A 15,416-nucleotide genomic window follows, 5' to 3' on the forward strand; every position below is an offset into this window, starting at 1 on the left:
GTCGGTATCTCCGAATCAAAGAAAGTCGAGCTGAACGAAGTAGTTGTGCCAGGCCCATTCCAGCTCTTGCGGCATCAGGGGTCCGGAACCGCCCAGGTAGCGCTGGCGGTCGAGCGCCATGTTCAACAGGTCGCGGGGATGGCAAGGCACCAGGGGCATGCCCTCGCCGGCATACAACCGCTGCAATACATAACGCACCAACAGCGGGTCGTAAGGGACACCCAGGCGCTCGCATTCCTGGCGCCAGATGCGTTCGTATTCGTCGGGCTTGAGGTAACCGAACTGGACCTTGTAGCCAATGCGCCGCAGGAACGCCTCGTCGGCCAGCTCCAACGGATTGAGGTTGGTGGAGAACACCAGGACGAGGTCGAACGGCAGTTCGCAATGCCGGCCACCGCCCAGGTTGATGAAGTCGCGCTTCTCTTCCATGGGCACGATCCAGCGATTGAGCAACTCGGCCGGGGCCATGCGCTGGCGGCCCATGTCGTCAATGATGAACAGGCCATTGCTGGCCTTGAGTTGCAAGGCGGCCTGGTATTGACGGGTGAACGGATCGTAGCGGACGTCCAGCTGCTCCATGCTCAGCTCGCCACCGGTGATGACGATGGGGCGTTTGCAGCACAGCAGCCGGCGGTCGATGCCTTCGTTGAGCATCAGGTTGTTCGGTTGGCTGTTGTCATCCAGGCGCTGATGCACCTGTGGGTCGTAGATCTCGATCACCGACTCGTTGACGACAATGGCGTGGGGCACCCAGATGGCCTCGGCAAACAGGCGGATCAACCGGCTGCTGACGTAGGTCTTGCCGGTGCCCGCCGGGCCATAAATCATGATCGCCCGCCCGGAGTTCAGGGCCACGCCCAACTGGTCGAGCATGCCTTGGCTCAGCACCACGCCCGACAGGGCCCGCTGCATGTCGTTGGCGGTGATGCGGCCATGGTGGATGGTCTGGATCTTGATCAGGGAACGATAGGTGCTCACCGGGAACGGCGCCGCACCGATATAACCACTGCGGGCCAGGGCGTCCCGGGCAGAACTGCGGCCGCGTTCGGTCAGGCCATAACGCAGGGCCTGCACACTGGCCTGACCGATCTGGCCGAGCACCTCGACACGGCCATCCTTGCGCAAGAACGCCAGGACTTCCTCCAGCACCGCGCCGGTCAGCGCCAGCCGTTCGACCAGCCGCGGCATGTCCAGCACACCGGCGTCATGCAGGTGCTTGCACACCAGTTCGCCAAGAAAACTGTCGGTCAGGCCGGTGTCGCGAATCGTGCAAGGCTGGGGCGCCAGGCGTTGTACCGCCTCCCGCTCACTGGGATAGGCATCACTATCGTTGATGACGTGCATGACTAGACTCCCCAGCCGCCGGCAACCAGTTGCCAATAGACGCTGTTCAATGTGCCGATCAGGATCGCAATCGAATAAGGAAAGGGTTTGCCGGCCACTTCGTCCGAAGTAGGCGCCAGGTAGGACTGGGCCCGAACGATCAGCCAGTAACGCCCGAGGGTTTGCAGCAGTTGTCCGCGGGCCAGGACAATCAGAAATCCGCACACGCCGCCGGCGATCAGGCTGAACAGTGCGGCCCACAATGCGTAGTGGAACGGCAGGAAGCTGCCGACCATGGTCATCAGCTTGACGTCACCGGCCGCCATCCCACCCACCGCGTACATCGGCAGGAACAGCCCGAAGCAAATCAGCATGCCCAGCAGGCTGTCGCCCAAGCCACTGATCCCGCCCGTGTAGACCTGACCGGCCAGCCCCAGGGCGAGCCCCAGAAGGACCAGTGAGTTGGGGATACGGTGGCGGAGCAGATCGCTTACCACCGCCACACCCAACAGTCCCAGCAGTACTAATGTCGATACCAGCAATTCCATGGACATGGCGCGTCTCCCGGTTGCAGTTATCGTTAGCAGGCAACGTTGCTGTTGACGACCTGGCAGAGCGCCCGGATCTTGGTATCCACCGCACCGCCCAAGAGGACGAATGCCGCTGCCACCAACACCGTGATCAAGCCACCCGCCACCGCGTATTCCACGATGGTCAAGCCTTCTTCATCTTTGGCGAACCGGCGGATCGAAGTTCTGATTGTGTGCAGAGTCATTTTATTTACCTCACATTCGGAAGTAATACGGCCATGAACTTAGTTGTGGGGACAGCGCCAAGTCCATTTGAAATATTCGTTGTACTCACTGCAAAAGAGTCGCAAGCGTGATTCCGTGAAAGTTGCCGTGTCCCCTATCGCAAAGCGTTGAGATCAGCAGGCAACGTTGCCGTTGACGGCCTGGCACAGCGCACGGATCTTGGTATTCACGGCACCGCCCAGCAGAACAAAGGCAGCGGCCACCAATACGGTGATCAACCCACCGGCCACGGCGTATTCCACAATGGTCAGGCCATCTTCATCTTTGGCGAACTTCCGTACCGAAGCCTTGATAGTTTGAAGAGTCATTTCGCGCACCTCATCGGGGTTGTTTTTCAAGGGCAGGACATTGCGAACTGCCTGATGCAACCCTAGTCAGGAGGCCGGCGTAGCCGTTAGGAGGATTTTGCACATCGCTAGGATTATTTTGCGCAAGGTCATCCGCTGGGGCCGTGGGAGCCGTTGCGATGGAATGGCGATAAAAATGTGATTTTTGATAAGAATTTATTCGGCGCGGTAATAGCACATTGACGATACTTCCGGCTAAAGGGCAGGAAGAACCACTGAGTAGGCACATGACGTCGAATCTGACCGGAAAGCCAAGGTTGTTGTGGTTCGATCTGACTCACGATCGGTCCACGAAGGAACTCGCCATCCAGTTCGAGCAAGCCTGCCATTGCACGCAGGCCAACAACACCATGCTGCCGGGTGGAGAGCAGGTCGACATGATCTGCATTCACTTCGACCGACCGGACACCCCGGGCCTGAGGCGTTTGCTGGAGATCAAACGGACCGTGCCGACCATCCCCATCACCATGTTCACCGTGCAGCACTCCGAAGAGCTGGCGGTCTGGGCCATGCGCTCCAATGTCTGGGAATACATGGTCCTGCCCCTTTCAGCCACCGAAAGAAAGCGCTACCTGACAGCGGTGGTGCAATTATGCGAGTTGCGACGCAATATCGGCGGCCGGGGCAAGACGTCGTTGATCGACCACTCCCCCTCCCTGCCGGACAGCATCCGCCTGACCTCCGGCCACCAGAAACACCAGGCCCTCAACCACATCCTGTTGTACATCGACCAGCACTTTCGCGAAAGCATCGATCAGCGTGACCTGGCCAAGCGTTGCGGCATGACCACGTTTCGCTTCAGCCGCCTGTTCAAGGAGGCCAATGGGCTGGGCTTTACCGACTACGTCCTGAACAAGCGCATGAGTTTTGCCAAGGAACTGCTCGATAACAGCGAAATGCCCATCACCAGCATCGGCTATGAAGCCGGCTTCAAGGATCCGTCCTACTTCGCTCGCGCTTTCAAACAGTACGCCAGTTGCACGCCCAGCGAATACCGCCTGGCGCGACAGGTGCGCACGACGGTCGTCACGCCATCGGTGCCGGAGGAAACGAGCACGGCAACGCTTGAGAGCCTGGTACACAGCTTGGAGGGGTGATGAGCATCTTGATACGGAGACTGGCGTTCAGGCTTTCAAGGGGCGAGCTTTCTTCTCTCGATAGGGACTGACAAGACAATGCTGGTGCGCGTCTCTCCGTACGCGTTGATATTGGCAATGATCGCCTCGATTTCAGCCATCGATTTGGCATAGATCCTGATCAGGTAGGAATCGTTACCCGTGATATGCAGGCACTCAACGACTTCGGGAATGTCCTGGAGCGTCGCTATCAATTTGGCTTTCGCCGGCTTGAGAGTGGTGATGCCGACGACAGCAGAGATGCCGTACCCCAACTTGGCGGGGTCCAACTGGGCGCTATAGCCCTTGATGACCCCGGAGTCTTCCAGTTTGCGTAACCTGTCAGTGGTGGCAGGAATAGAAAGACCCGCGTGCTTGGAAAGTTCCGTGATGGAAATGCGGCCACAGTCCTGTACCTTCCCCAGGATTTTTATGTCTATACGGTCCATGTTCGTTTCTCTTGGTAAGAACTGTAAAATTTAATGAAAAGCCCGCGTTTTTCATTAAAAAAATCATGCACCAAAATAAAGCAGAGTGCTAGCCTATTTCTTGCCTGAAAAGCCTGAAAAGAATCCGGGCATCAATAGCCCTCCTCGTTAACATGACGCACTGCATAATAAAATATTCTCTCCAGGGATGGTGTTCGTATGGAAGATGAGAAAATAAAGTGTGGAAAAAAGTCTCATCCGTTGGCCCAGCATGTTGGAACGCAAGTCCTAGATCTGGGTAATTTCAAAAGGGATCAGCTGCTGATGTACCTGATGGGCGTCTGCCTCTTTTCGGTGGGCGCCAAGTGCTTCATTATCAGCCAACTGGGAACCGATCCTTTAGATGTCCTGATCATTTCGATAGATAAGCTACTTGCCTTCGGAATGGGCGCATGCTCGGCCATTGTCTCCTTGTTCTTTCTAATATGGTGGATGCTCTGGAATAAAAAATACCCTCCGATCAGCCCATTCATCACCACCACGCTGACAGGCCTGCTGATTGACTTATGGTCGGTGCTGGGAATGGGCGAGTACTTGATTGCCAGACTCAATGAGTACACGTTACTGGCGCTGGGACTGATCCTGTGTGCCTACTCGTCTGCGTTGATCATTATGAGCGGTATCGGCATCAGAATCATGGATCTGGTGGTATTGACCATGGTTTCCAAATGGGGCTGGTCATTCACCAAGGCCAAAATGATCATTGAAATTGGCATCTTTTCAAGTGGCTGGTTGCTGGGAGGTCCTTTTGGCCTGGGAACAATTGCCTTCTTGTTGGTCATCGGCCCACTTATTCAACCGTTCATGAACATGAATACCCGGCGTTTCTCACTCAAGAACCACGGGTTGATACGCGCCTCGTCCGTTTACTGATTACAACAAAATGACTGCCACTTATGGCGGCTGGATCGTTTCGCCTCAATTTTTTGACCGATGATGTTGTTGGCAACTTTCGCAATGAGGAAATGAGAGATGGACACTACAAAAAATAAGAACTGGACCTTGGAAAGCACCCCGGCAAAACTGGAAGAACTACTTCCTGGGGGGGCTGTAAAGTGTCATCTTTCACCGCGCAACTGTGTCATCCAGGAGGGCAAGTTAGGTTTTTGCAAGGTTCGCGGAAATCGAGGCGGCCGACTGGTTACATTGAATTACGGAAAAGGCGTTCACAGCACTGAAGAGACGATCGAAACCGAGGCGGTCTTCCACTTTGCCCCCGGCGAGCGAATCCTTTCCCTGGGCAACATTGGTTGCATGCTCAACTGCGGTTACTGCCATAACTGGAAAACCTCGCAAGCCAAGTATGTCACCGACAAGGATGTGTATTACTACACCCCGGAGCAGGTCGTGGAAACCGCGCTCAAGCACGGGATACGCGTCCTCTCCTGGACGTATAACGATCCTGTGGTATGGCATGAATTCATCCTCGACACGGCAAAACTGGCCAAGGAAGCAGGCCTGATCAACCTGTATAAATCAGCCTTTTTCATCAGTGAAGAAGCCATTGATGAATTGTTGCCGGTCATTGATATTTTCTCGATTTCGCTCAAATCGATTTCCCCCGAATACTATCGGAAAGTCACCACGGGCTGGGTTGAGCCGGTCCTGGCAGGTATCAAGAAAGTCTACGACGCCGGAAAATATGTTGAAGTCAGCACCTTGATGGTGACCGACATCAGCGACGATGAAGACACGGCCAGAAAAATCAGCCAATGGGTATTGGATGAACTGGGTCCGAACGTGCCCCTGCACTTCGTGAGATTCCACCCCGATTACAAAATGAGCAATAGCGTTCGAACGCCGGTGGACAGGCTACTGAAGGCTCGGGATGTCGCCCGGAGCATGGGCGTCGAGCATGTCTACCTGGGGAATGTGAATGATGTCGAAGGTACCAATACCAGTTGCAATAACTGTAACGCCCTGCTCGTTACCCGCTACGGCCTGAACGCCGAAATCATCGGCCTGGACAGTAAAGGCTGCTGCTCCCGGTGCGGCCATGATGCGCATTTCAAATTGCTGGGCGAATGCAAAGCCAGTACGCCGGTCGGGATGCAAGAGGATGCGCTGTCTGCTTACGAGAAGCGAAAATTCGAGTGGCACGGAGATATCGTATCGCTGCACGCTCAGGTGCTGAATACCGAAGACTTCGAACAGACCGTCTACCTGCGCCGCAACTATACCGACGGGCGCAACAGCGATTGGAAATCACTGACATTGCGCCCGCATGAAAGCTATCGATTCATTATCGCCAAGGCCCGAATCGATGAGTCGGGGCCTGAGGTCTGGCTACCCGACGGAGTGAATTCAAACCTTCATGAAGTATTCGACAGGGCTCACTTCCCAACCGAGTCGATCGAAGAGATTGGTATTTCGCAAAACGACATTACGCCGACCATTGGCTATGAGGGCAAGCAGAACATGTACGAACAGGTCATCAGAATGGTGACCCAGGCATGAACGTATCCACCGAAATACTTCATATCAAAGTCGATGACCGAGAGGCTTACCCCTCGGTCACACCGATTTATCAATGCAGCGCCTTCAGTGCTGACTCGGCATTCTTCTATTCGAGAAAGGCCAACCCCAATGTGACTGAGTTGGAACAAGTGGTCGCGTCCCTGGAAGGGAGCGAATACGCATTGGCCTACAGCACCGGGATGAGCGCCATCTACATGGTGTTGGAACTGTTGAAACCGGGCGGGTCACTGGTTATCAACAAATACATCTATGGCTGCTCCTACAAGCTGTTCCAGCGATACGCTGCACGTATCGGCGCACAGTTGACGATCCTGGATCTCACTACAGAGACTGGGTTGAAGGCGCTGCCATCCAACGTCGACATGGTCATTTTTGAAACACCGACCAATCCTTTCCTGAAAGACATTGATATTCATGGGGTCAGCAAAACAGTCAAACAAATCAATCCAGACGCCCTGGTGATTGTCGACAACACGTGGGCCACGCCGATCTACCAGAAGCCGCTGAACTTTGGCGCCGATATCTCACTGTACAGTGCGACGAAATACTTCTCCGGGCATAGCGATGTCATGGGGGGACTGGTGCTCGTCAACGACCAGGCGATCTATAACCGCCTGCTCGAAGGTCGCTTTTATTCAGGTTCGATATTGACCCCCAATAGCGCATGGTTGCTTCGTCGAAGCATGCAGACGTTCACCCTGCGCATGGAGAAACACAGCCATACGACCTTGAGCATGCTCAACTACCTGCGAGAACTGCCATTTATCGAGCATGTCTATTACCCACGCATCGATGGCACGCAGCTGACGGGTTATGGCGGCATTGTGTTTGTCGATATACGGCCCGACCTGGTGCCCTTTTACAAAACCTTCACCAGCGCCCTCAAATGGTTTGGCACCGGCACGGGAATGGCCTGCGTGACCTCGATGGTCGCGCAGCCGTTCAGTGGTAGCCATGCCTCGATGACGGAACAGGAAAAAGCGGACATGGGCATTGGAAAGGGCCTGGTTCGATTGTGCTTTGGCCTGGAAGACCTCGAGGATCTGAAAGAGGACTTGCTGCAAGCATTCGAAGCCATGGAAAACAAGGCTGACCAGGCAAGCTCACTCAATCCTGCGTAGCGGTAGTCATGAGCAACGGGCGCCCAAAACGCTCGTTGCTTTTTTATGGAGAAGCGAGCGTGCCCAACGCAGTCGAAAATACGCTATTCGAACACCCTGTCCTCAATGTTATCCATCTTCTGAATACGATTGCCCAGGAAAACCCAGCGGCTATATCACTGGCCTCCGGGCGACCTGACGACGAGTATTGCGATCCCGCGCTCATCGACAAGGGCTTGGCCCGCTATCGACAACATGTCGCCAGTACCGAACTCTCACTGGCAACCCTGCTTTGCCAATATGGAAAAACCTCCGGGATCATCAATGAAATAGTCGCCGACTACCTATACATAGATGAAGCGATAAAAATTTCCAGTCCCGAAAATATCGTGGTGTGCATGGGCTTCCAGGAAGCTTGCACCTTGACGCTCTTATCGCTCTTTGAGGGAGGCGGTATTTTACTGGTGCCAGATCCGGTGTTTTCCGGGATCACAGGTATCGCAAAACTGCTGGGCATAAAAATGCTCCCCGTTCCAATGGCGACCTTTCTCAATCCAGCCGCCCTGCGCAAGTTGGTTGAAGATCTTGAATCCAAAGGGGAAAAAATACGGGCACTGTATGCGATTCCAGACTTTAGCAATCCTACTGCCGACAGCCTGTCCTATCCCGCCAGACAGGCAATGCTCCGCTTAGCCAATGAACTGAATTTCTTCATCCTGGAAGACACTGCATACCGCTACTTCCGATACGAGGGAGATGAGATTGCGTCGATGAGATCGATGGACAGCCGCCGAGTATTCCTGCTCGGCTCGTTTTCCAAATCGATTTTCCCGGGCTTGCGCATGGGCTATGTAGTTGCTCCGGAAGGCGCAGGAGTCATGCCTTTCAGCACGAGGTTATGCAAGGCCAAAAGTTTGATCACGGTCAATACCCCAGCCCTGTGCCAGGCAATCGTTGGCGGTTTACTGATCGAAAACAATTACTCGCTGAAGGACCTGAACCAACCCAGAGTATTGTCTTATACGCAGAAGAGGAACCACATGCTTGAATGCCTTGAGCGCGCATTTCCATCCGAAGGCGATTCCCAACGAACCGTCAGCTGGAATCATCCCGTGGGTGGCTTCTTTATCAATGTGCACCTGCCTTTTGTCTTCGGACAGGCTGAAATGAACGAGTGTGCCAGGCACTTCAAGGTCATTGTATTCCCCACCTCCTTGTTCTCATTGACGAACGAAGGGGTCAATCAGGTCAGGTTGTCGTTCAGTAATGCGACAGCCACACAAACCACACAGGCGATAGGTCGTTTCAAAGCCTACGTTGAGTCCAAAGTGGGTAAAGTCCCCTTTTGACTTCGAAGGGGACCGATTCACCGAAGGGGAAACTTCTCAGGCTCCCGTGGCCAGCATGACGCCGGTTGCCACTTGGTACGCCCCTAGCAGACTGATGGTTGCCCCGGAGAAGTAATTGATCAATTTAATCTTCGACTGGGCGATCCTGGCCTTGAAAATGGAGGAGAAGCCGCTCAATCCCAGCCACCAGACGGCCGAGCCCAGAAATATGCCGGTCACCATGGGCAGCACTGAGTGCTGACTGCCCTGTTCGCTGGTCATGCCATCGCTCAGTGCGGCAAAAATCGCAATAAACGACAAAATGGTCATGGGGTTCGACAAAGTCAGGAACAGCGTGGTCGAGTAAGCCTTGAACATGTTGGCGCGCTCGCCCCCCATGGCGGTCGCATTGCTGTTAGATCGTATAGTCTGATAACCAATGTAGGCGAGGAACAGTCCTCCCAGAATACATAACCAGGGCTTGAAGCTGATGAGCGTCGCGATGATCGCGGTGATACCCAACGCACCTATGAACCCATAGATCGAATCGGCGGTAGCCGCTCCCAACCCTGTCGCAAAACCGGCTCTCCAGCCAAGCATGAGACTCCTTTGTATGCACAACAACCCGATGGGCCCCACAGGGGCCGCAATGCAAAGCCCAATGACCATCGATTTAACGAAAATCAACATAGATACACCTCCAGAATGGCTACTGGAAGGTTAGGAGAACGGCATTTTTTAAGAAATTAATTATTAATTTTCACACATGCTTTTCCGTTAATTTTGCATGTATTTCGCCAAACCTTCCGTCATTATTAAGGCAATAAGGCCCACGCCCTAAAAAACATGCAAATTGTTCGTTTAAAGCACCTGGGGCGGTCCAGCGCTGATTGAAATGGTTTTTTTCACAGGCATAAAAAAACGCCGCTCGATGAGCGGCGTTTTTTTGAATTTGGAGCGGGAAACGAGACTCGAACTCGCGACCCCGACCTTGGCAAGGTCGTGCTCTACCAACTGAGCTATTCCCGCAAATGGCGTCCCCTAGGGGACTCGAACCCCTGTTACCGCCGTGAAAGGGCGGTGTCCTAGGCCACTAGACGAAGGGGACACGCTGCCCGGAACACATGGTGTGTGTCCCAGTGCCCAGCACCGAACCCGAAGGTATCGTTTCTGGTTTCACTCAATCCTGCCCGAAAGCAAGATTGTTTAAAATTGGAGCGGGAAACGAGACTCGAACTCGCGACCCCGACCTTGGCAAGGTCGTGCTCTACCAACTGAGCTATTCCCGCATTGGCGTCCCCTAGGGGACTCGAACCCCTGTTACCGCCGTGAAAGGGCGGTGTCCTAGGCCACTAGACGAAGGGGACACACGTACAACATTCACTGCTTATGGCGCTTGGCTGAGTGCTTTACGCTGTAAGTGGCGCGCATTCTATGGATGGATTGAGGGGTCGTCAACCCCCAGATATAAATTTATTTAAATCAATGACTTCGACCGGTTTGAGGAGCAATTCGCAGATTTTGCCCGTCCAGTCTCTGACGCCTATATTCTGTCGCCCGCCAAGACGTTATAGTCGCGCCGGGCAAATAGTGGCAATGTGCATCTACGCTACTGTGCCTCTGGCCAGCAACACGCCCGTCTAATCTCGTCGTTCGGGCCTATGCGCTTAAAAGCCTAGCCACTACACTGATGTATGCGAACCCTATTAAAGAGGTCTTACCGGTGACACCACTCATGATCACCCTGCTTGTCGTAGCCGGGATCGCACTGTTGATCGCCATTGGCTACATGAACCATGTGGCGGAAAACAGCAAGCTGGAAAAGGCCCGCACCAAGGTTGAACTCAATGACCGCCTGCGTCGTTGCGGCGAGCTCACCGAGACCTTCCCCGGCCAGTTCATGACCCCGGCCCTGAAGCTGCTGATCACCCGTCTTGAAATCAATGTCTGCCAGCGCTTGCTGGGCATGGAGAAGACCAATGCCGCGGTGAAGGCACGCCTGGATGAATTGAACACCCTGGCGGCCCAGGGCGAATCGATCCCGGTGAACAATCCCCCGGCACCGATCCAGACCGAAGCCAAGGCCAAGGACGTGCGGTTCCTGCTCGAGGCCTTGCACGGCCAGATCACCCGCGCCGCCCAGGACGGGTTTCTGCCGCCGAACGAAGCCAAGCGCTGGATCCGCGAAGTACGGCACATCCTGGTGCTGCTGCACATCGAGTTCTTCAACAACCTCGGCCAACAGGCCTTGCAGCAGGAACAACCGGGGCAAGCTCGCCTGGCATTCGAGCGCGGCGTGCAATACCTGCGCAAGCAGCAGGAACCACAGGTCTATGCCGAACAACTGGCTTACCTCGAAAAACTCCTGGCCCGCGTCAATGCCATGGTCCTGGCCAGTACCAAGGCGGCCGAAGGTGAAGTCAACCAGTTGACCGAAGGTTTGAAGGAAGACGAAATGAACGATGAATGGAAGAAGAAGAAAGTCTACGACTGAACCTTATTGTGGCGAGGGGATTTAGCGAAACGTCGCACCGCCCCGCTGGGCTGCGAAGCAGCCCTACGTTATTAACTGACACACCGAATGTTCAGGTTTTTGGGCCGCTTCGCAGCCCAGCACAGGGCGGTGCGAGGTTTCGATAAATCCCCTCGCCACAGGTTATGGTACGTTACAACCTGAAATGCCCAACCATCCCCTTCAGCTCTACGCCCAACTGCGCCAGTTCAACGCTGGACGCGGCGTTGCCTTGCATCGCCAGAGAGGATTGATCGGCACTGGCGCGAATATTGGTGACGCTGCGGTTGATTTCTTCGGCCACCGAGCTTTGCTGTTCGGCTGCCGCGGCGATCTGCTGGTTCATCTGCTGGATCAACGATACGGCTGCCGCGATGCTGCCCAAGGCACTTTCAGTCTGTAGGGCATCGCTGACCGCCATCTTCACCAGCTCTCCACTGCTCTGGATCTGCTGCACGGAAGTCTGGGCGGCGGAACGCAAGGCACTCACCAACCGCTCGATTTCCTCGGTGGATTGTTGTGTGCGCTTGGCCAGGGCCCGCACTTCATCGGCCACCACCGCAAAGCCCCTGCCCTGCTCACCGGCGCGAGCCGCCTCGATGGCAGCATTGAGCGCCAGCAGGTTGGTTTGCTCGGCGACACTCTTGATCACGCTCAATACCGTGCCGATGTTCTGGATCTCGGCGCTGAGGCTTTCGATACTGGAACTGGCCGACGTGGCCGAGTCCGCCAACTGCTCGATACGCGCCATACTCTGGCGCACCACCTGCTGGCCACTTTCGACTTTGTCGTCGGCGGTCTGCGCCGCCTGGGCCGCTTCCTCGGCATTGCGCGCCACATCGTGCACGGTAGCGGTCATCTGGTTCATGGCCGTGGCAACCTGTTCGGTTTCCTCTTTCTGGCTGCTGACTTCCAGATTGGTCTGTTCGGTCACGGCCGACAATGACTGAGCGGAACTGGCCAGCTGCTCGATACCGGACTGCAACCCACTGACGATATTGCTCAGCCCGGCCCCCATCTGCTGCATGGCCAGCATCAACTGCCCGATTTCATCCCGGCGCGTCACTTCGACCGTTGCACTCAAGTCCCCTCCGGCAATTTGCTGGGCGACACGGATGACGCTGCGCAATGGCGCCACGATCAGTCGGGTGATGACCCAGGCCGCAATCAACCCTACCAGCAACGCCAGGGCCGACGAACCGACGATCAACAACGAATTCTTTTTCAACTCGGCCTGCATGGCCTGATCTTCGGCCGCATAGGCCTGGTCAACCCGATCCACTACCTGGGCAGCCCGTTCACGCAACTGCCCGGAGATGACCTTCTCCTGGGCCAGCAGGCCGGTATATTCGGCAAGTTTCTCGTTGAACCCGGCGATGTGCCCAGCCACTTCGTTGATGACGGTCTGGTAGCCCGGGTCTTTGATCGCGGTCTTGAGCACTTCGGCCTGCTTCATCGCCTGCTCGGCCTGTTCGATCTGGCCCTGCCCGGCTTCTTCACTGCCTTTGCGGGTCTGATCGAGGCGCACCCGCGCCTCATTCATGGCCACCAGCATCAACCGCGACACCTCGCTGACCTGGTTGGCTTGTTCGACGAATTCGGCGCCCTCCTTGCCCTGGGTGTCTTTCAACGTGTAGGTGCCATCATCCGCCAACCCCGCCCGCAACACATCCAGGTTATTCGCGACGCTGGACACCGACCAACTGGCCATCTCCAGCGCCAGGTCCTTGCTCTGGCTCAATCCGACGAACTCGTCGAACGCCTTGCGATACGCCACCAGGGCCTGTTCCACATCGTTCATCACCGGCACATTGGCAGCCGACTGTGCCTTGAACTCGTTTGCCTTGGCGATCAAGCTGTCGACGCCCTGGTGCAGGGCATCGACCGTCTTGGGATCGGAGCGCAGTGCATAGTCCTGTTCGAGCAGCCGGATCTTGAGCAGCTCGCTACTGAACGATGACATCTGCTTCAAGCCATCGAAGCGTTGGCTAATGGTTTGCAAGGACCAGACGCCGATGGCTGCCACGACTGCCGTGAGCAGTAGCACCATGACAAACCCGATCCCCAGCTTCTTTGCCATACCCAGGTTGGCAAAACGTCTTTGCACGGCCGAAATCATTGCGCTCAGTCCTCTGCCAGTGTGTGTAATCGCAGATTCGCAACGAGACGCCCCATCGCACAAGATGCTGACGTCGGAATAATGGCAAAAAGCTACGGCTCCGTCGTTTTCAGAACACTTGAGGTCGATCCAGACCCGTGGCCCGGAAGAACGCCAACGCCCGGGAGTCCCGGGCATAGGCCACGTTGATCCGTAGCCAGTCACTGTCGACACCCGAAGGGCTGAACGCTGTACGCGAAGACAGCAGCACGCCGAACCGCTTGGCCAGGCGCTGTAATCCAGCGTAGTCGCACATGGGCGGACGTGCCCAGATGAACAGCCCACCGGCCGGTTTGCCGAAGACGGTCCAGTCGGCGTCCTCCAGTACCTGGAGCACCGCAGCCATTTCGGTAGCCAGGCGTTGCCGCTGGCGCTGGATCAGCTTGCGGTAGGCGCCGTTGGCCAACAGGCCGGCGACAACCGACTCGCAGAACCGCGAACCGCCCATGCTGGTGATCGCCTTGACCTTGCTCAAGCGCTCGATGATCGCAGCCCCGGCCACCACGAAACCGACCCGCAGGGAGCTGCTCAGGGTTTTCGAGAAACTGCCCACATAAAGCACATCGGCATCCAGCGCTGCCAAGCGGGTCCGTGTTGTGCTCTGGAAGTCGGCATAGACGTCGTCCTCAATCACCAGCACCGAATGCTTGCGGGTCAACTGCAGCAGCCGCTGGGCCACGGCCGGCGCCAGGCAGCTGCCGGTGGGGTTGTGACACGCGCTGTTAATGAACAAGGCGCTGGGCCGGTGGGTCGCCAACAACGTTTGCAACGCGTCGACATCCGGGCCCCGTGGGGTCCTGGGCAACTCGATCATGTCGATCCCATGGAGCCTGAGCAGCTCGAACAGCCCCGAATAACCGGGGCTTTCCACCACGACGCAACAGCCCGGCCGCAGCAGCGTCCGCACGATCAGGTCCAGGCCATGGGTCGCCCCTGTCGTGGTCAGGATGAGGTTTTCATCCACATTGATATTGAGCTGCTTCAAACGCCTGGACAGTTGCTCGCGCAAGGCGGGCAACCCCAGCGGCGTGCTGTAATTGAACAGCCCCGCCATGTCGGTGCGCGAGACCTGGCGGATCGCATAGGCCAGGTCATCGCTTTCGCGCCAACGTTCAGGCAATCCGCCACTGCCCAACTTCAATTCCCACTGTCCATTGTCGGTTGAATCGGCCCGGGGACATTGCACCTCATCCGACACGCCTCTGCCGGAAAGTCCGGGTCTGATCGAAGAAGGTGATGCGACGAAAAAACCCGAGCCATGGCGGGAGGCCAATATCCCTTGGGCAACCAGGCGTTCACACGCTTCATTGACGCTGGACTGGCTGAGCAGATTTTCCCGCGCCAATTGGCGAATGGAAGGTAGACGGGTCCCCGGTTGCACCCCAGCCTGTCGAATCCAGCCGGCCAGCGCATCGACAATTTGCTGCACGACAGGCACCAGGGCCTGCCGGTCGATTCTCAACTCCATGAGTAACCAAGCTCCTAAGCGATTGTTTTATTTCCAGAAACAGTCGGTTTTCCGATGGCAGTTAAGCACAGGGTGCCGCCGGACGATGTACGACAACGTCGTCAAAAGGGCCGATTCTCACGCCTTGAAACACATTGACGGGCCGATCCAGGGAATTTCCAGCAGCCCAAGAAAAAGCCCGCGACAGGCGCGTAATGCTGTTCACTTAAGCATTTGAGTCCAAGCCGGGCTTTCTAGAAAATCCGATACCAGTCCTCTGGTATCGGATTTTTTATGCCCATTCA

At 56.0% G+C, this 15,416-nt stretch carries 14 protein-coding genes, 4 tRNA genes and 1 pseudogene; 6 read left to right on the forward strand and 13 right to left on the reverse strand.

Annotated elements, in window-relative coordinates; genetic code table 11:
• Positions 1-15: 15 nt before the first annotated feature.
• The 4 genes from FBY02_RS17710 to FBY02_RS17725 all read right to left on the reverse strand — a co-directional run bounded on the left by FBY02_RS17710 (position 16) and on the right by FBY02_RS17725 (position 2,446).
• Positions 16-1,344 carry an AAA family ATPase gene (locus tag FBY02_RS17710; RefSeq protein WP_144929549.1) on the reverse strand — a complete coding sequence of 443 codons (1,329 nt, stop codon included), beginning with the start codon at positions 1,342-1,344 and terminating at the stop codon, positions 16-18.
• A 2-nt stretch (positions 1,345-1,346) separates the two neighbouring features.
• The gene (locus tag FBY02_RS17715) at positions 1,347-1,877 is read right to left on the reverse strand and encodes a prepilin peptidase (RefSeq protein ID WP_144929550.1); all 531 of its coding nucleotides are present in this window, start codon (positions 1,875-1,877) and stop codon (positions 1,347-1,349) included.
• Between the two features lie 26 nt (positions 1,878-1,903).
• On the reverse strand, positions 1,904-2,098 hold the full coding sequence (locus tag FBY02_RS17720) for a Flp family type IVb pilin (protein ID WP_144929551.1): 195 nt from the start codon (positions 2,096-2,098) through the stop codon (positions 1,904-1,906).
• A 153-nt stretch (positions 2,099-2,251) separates the two neighbouring features.
• Positions 2,252-2,446: a Flp family type IVb pilin gene (locus tag FBY02_RS17725; protein ID WP_144929552.1), complete on the reverse strand. Its 195-nt coding sequence runs from the start codon at positions 2,444-2,446 to the stop codon at positions 2,252-2,254.
• Positions 2,447-2,712: 266 nt separating this feature from the next.
• Between FBY02_RS17725 and FBY02_RS17730 the strand changes: the two genes are divergently transcribed.
• Positions 2,713-3,582, forward strand: coding sequence for a DNA-binding response regulator (locus FBY02_RS17730; RefSeq protein ID WP_144929553.1), 870 nt, complete (start codon positions 2,713-2,715; stop codon positions 3,580-3,582).
• A 35-nt stretch (positions 3,583-3,617) separates the two neighbouring features.
• On the opposite strand, the gene FBY02_RS17735 is transcribed toward FBY02_RS17730, so the two are convergent.
• A complete protein-coding gene (locus FBY02_RS17735; protein ID WP_144929554.1) occupies positions 3,618-4,049 on the reverse strand; it encodes an Lrp/AsnC family transcriptional regulator in 432 nt (143 codons plus the stop codon).
• A 198-nt stretch (positions 4,050-4,247) separates the two neighbouring features.
• Between FBY02_RS17735 and FBY02_RS17740 the strand changes: the two genes are divergently transcribed.
• The 4 genes from FBY02_RS17740 to FBY02_RS17755 all read left to right on the forward strand — a co-directional run bounded on the left by FBY02_RS17740 (position 4,248) and on the right by FBY02_RS17755 (position 9,015).
• Positions 4,248-4,961: a YitT family protein gene (locus FBY02_RS17740; protein WP_144929555.1), complete on the forward strand. Its 714-nt coding sequence runs from the start codon at positions 4,248-4,250 to the stop codon at positions 4,959-4,961.
• A gap of 99 nt (positions 4,962-5,060) precedes the next feature.
• Positions 5,061-6,545 (forward strand): AmmeMemoRadiSam system radical SAM enzyme, encoded by a 1,485-nt coding sequence (gene amrS / locus FBY02_RS17745; protein ID WP_144929556.1) that lies wholly within the window; start codon positions 5,061-5,063, stop codon positions 6,543-6,545.
• Positions 6,542-7,687 carry a PLP-dependent transferase gene (locus tag FBY02_RS17750; RefSeq protein ID WP_144929557.1) on the forward strand — a complete coding sequence of 382 codons (1,146 nt, stop codon included), beginning with the start codon at positions 6,542-6,544 and terminating at the stop codon, positions 7,685-7,687. The genes amrS and FBY02_RS17750 overlap by 4 nt, the downstream gene beginning before the upstream one ends.
• A gap of 59 nt (positions 7,688-7,746) precedes the next feature.
• On the forward strand, positions 7,747-9,015 hold the full coding sequence (locus tag FBY02_RS17755) for a PLP-dependent aminotransferase family protein (RefSeq protein WP_144929558.1): 1,269 nt from the start codon (positions 7,747-7,749) through the stop codon (positions 9,013-9,015).
• A 36-nt stretch (positions 9,016-9,051) separates the two neighbouring features.
• Here FBY02_RS17755 and FBY02_RS17760 read toward each other — a convergent pair whose 3' ends face one another.
• From FBY02_RS17760 to FBY02_RS17780, 5 genes are all read right to left on the reverse strand, one after another.
• The gene (locus FBY02_RS17760; RefSeq protein WP_144929559.1) at positions 9,052-9,684 is read right to left on the reverse strand and encodes a LysE family translocator; all 633 of its coding nucleotides are present in this window, start codon (positions 9,682-9,684) and stop codon (positions 9,052-9,054) included.
• A gap of 263 nt (positions 9,685-9,947) precedes the next feature.
• Positions 9,948-10,023 (reverse strand) — tRNA-Gly (locus FBY02_RS17765).
• Between the two features lie 3 nt (positions 10,024-10,026).
• A tRNA-Glu gene (locus FBY02_RS17770) sits at positions 10,027-10,102 on the reverse strand.
• A gap of 105 nt (positions 10,103-10,207) precedes the next feature.
• Positions 10,208-10,283: transfer RNA gene (locus FBY02_RS17775), tRNA-Gly, on the reverse strand.
• 2 nt (positions 10,284-10,285) lie between these two features.
• A tRNA-Glu gene (locus tag FBY02_RS17780) sits at positions 10,286-10,361 on the reverse strand.
• A 356-nt stretch (positions 10,362-10,717) separates the two neighbouring features.
• Between FBY02_RS17780 and FBY02_RS17785 the strand changes: the two genes are divergently transcribed.
• Positions 10,718-11,488, forward strand: coding sequence for a hypothetical protein (locus FBY02_RS17785; RefSeq protein ID WP_144929560.1), 771 nt, complete (start codon positions 10,718-10,720; stop codon positions 11,486-11,488).
• A gap of 172 nt (positions 11,489-11,660) precedes the next feature.
• On the opposite strand, the gene FBY02_RS28810 is transcribed toward FBY02_RS17785, so the two are convergent.
• The 3 genes and pseudogenes from FBY02_RS28810 to FBY02_RS17795 all read right to left on the reverse strand — a co-directional run bounded on the left by FBY02_RS28810 (position 11,661) and on the right by FBY02_RS17795 (position 15,132).
• On the reverse strand, positions 11,661-12,542 hold the full coding sequence (locus FBY02_RS28810) for a methyl-accepting chemotaxis protein (protein WP_371921429.1): 882 nt from the start codon (positions 12,540-12,542) through the stop codon (positions 11,661-11,663).
• A gap of 27 nt (positions 12,543-12,569) precedes the next feature.
• Positions 12,570-13,802: pseudogene (locus FBY02_RS28815) on the reverse strand (HAMP domain-containing protein); the annotation flags it as partial.
• Positions 13,735-15,132 (reverse strand): PLP-dependent aminotransferase family protein, encoded by a 1,398-nt coding sequence (locus FBY02_RS17795; RefSeq protein WP_144929562.1) that lies wholly within the window; start codon positions 15,130-15,132, stop codon positions 13,735-13,737. The pseudogene FBY02_RS28815 and the gene FBY02_RS17795, both read right to left, overlap by 68 nt.
• Positions 15,133-15,416: the final 284 nt, after the last annotated feature.

This window comes from Pseudomonas sp. SJZ078 (assembly GCF_007828255.1).
In the GTDB taxonomy this organism is placed as follows: domain Bacteria; phylum Pseudomonadota; class Gammaproteobacteria; order Pseudomonadales; family Pseudomonadaceae; genus Aquipseudomonas.

Coding starts and splice junctions, on each gene's coding strand:
- FBY02_RS17710 (WP_144929549.1), bottom strand. CDS start 1,344: ATGCACGTCATCAACGATAGTGATGCCTATCCCAGTGAGCGGGAGGCG.
- FBY02_RS17715 (WP_144929550.1), bottom strand. CDS start 1,877: ATGTCCATGGAATTGCTGGTATCGACATTAGTACTGCTGGGACTGTTG.
- FBY02_RS17720 (WP_144929551.1), bottom strand. CDS start 2,098: ATGACTCTGCACACAATCAGAACTTCGATCCGCCGGTTCGCCAAAGAT.
- FBY02_RS17725 (WP_144929552.1), bottom strand. CDS start 2,446: ATGACTCTTCAAACTATCAAGGCTTCGGTACGGAAGTTCGCCAAAGAT.
- FBY02_RS17730 (WP_144929553.1), top strand. CDS start 2,713: ATGACGTCGAATCTGACCGGAAAGCCAAGGTTGTTGTGGTTCGATCTG.
- FBY02_RS17735 (WP_144929554.1), bottom strand. CDS start 4,049: ATGGACCGTATAGACATAAAAATCCTGGGGAAGGTACAGGACTGTGGC.
- FBY02_RS17740 (WP_144929555.1), top strand. CDS start 4,248: ATGGAAGATGAGAAAATAAAGTGTGGAAAAAAGTCTCATCCGTTGGCC.
- amrS (WP_144929556.1), top strand. CDS start 5,061: ATGGACACTACAAAAAATAAGAACTGGACCTTGGAAAGCACCCCGGCA.
- FBY02_RS17750 (WP_144929557.1), top strand. CDS start 6,542: ATGAACGTATCCACCGAAATACTTCATATCAAAGTCGATGACCGAGAG.
- FBY02_RS17760 (WP_144929559.1), bottom strand. CDS start 9,684: ATGTTGATTTTCGTTAAATCGATGGTCATTGGGCTTTGCATTGCGGCC.
- FBY02_RS28810 (WP_371921429.1), bottom strand. CDS start 12,542: ATGCTGGCCATGCAGCAGATGGGGGCCGGGCTGAGCAATATCGTCAGT.
- FBY02_RS17795 (WP_144929562.1), bottom strand. CDS start 15,132: ATGGAGTTGAGAATCGACCGGCAGGCCCTGGTGCCTGTCGTGCAGCAA.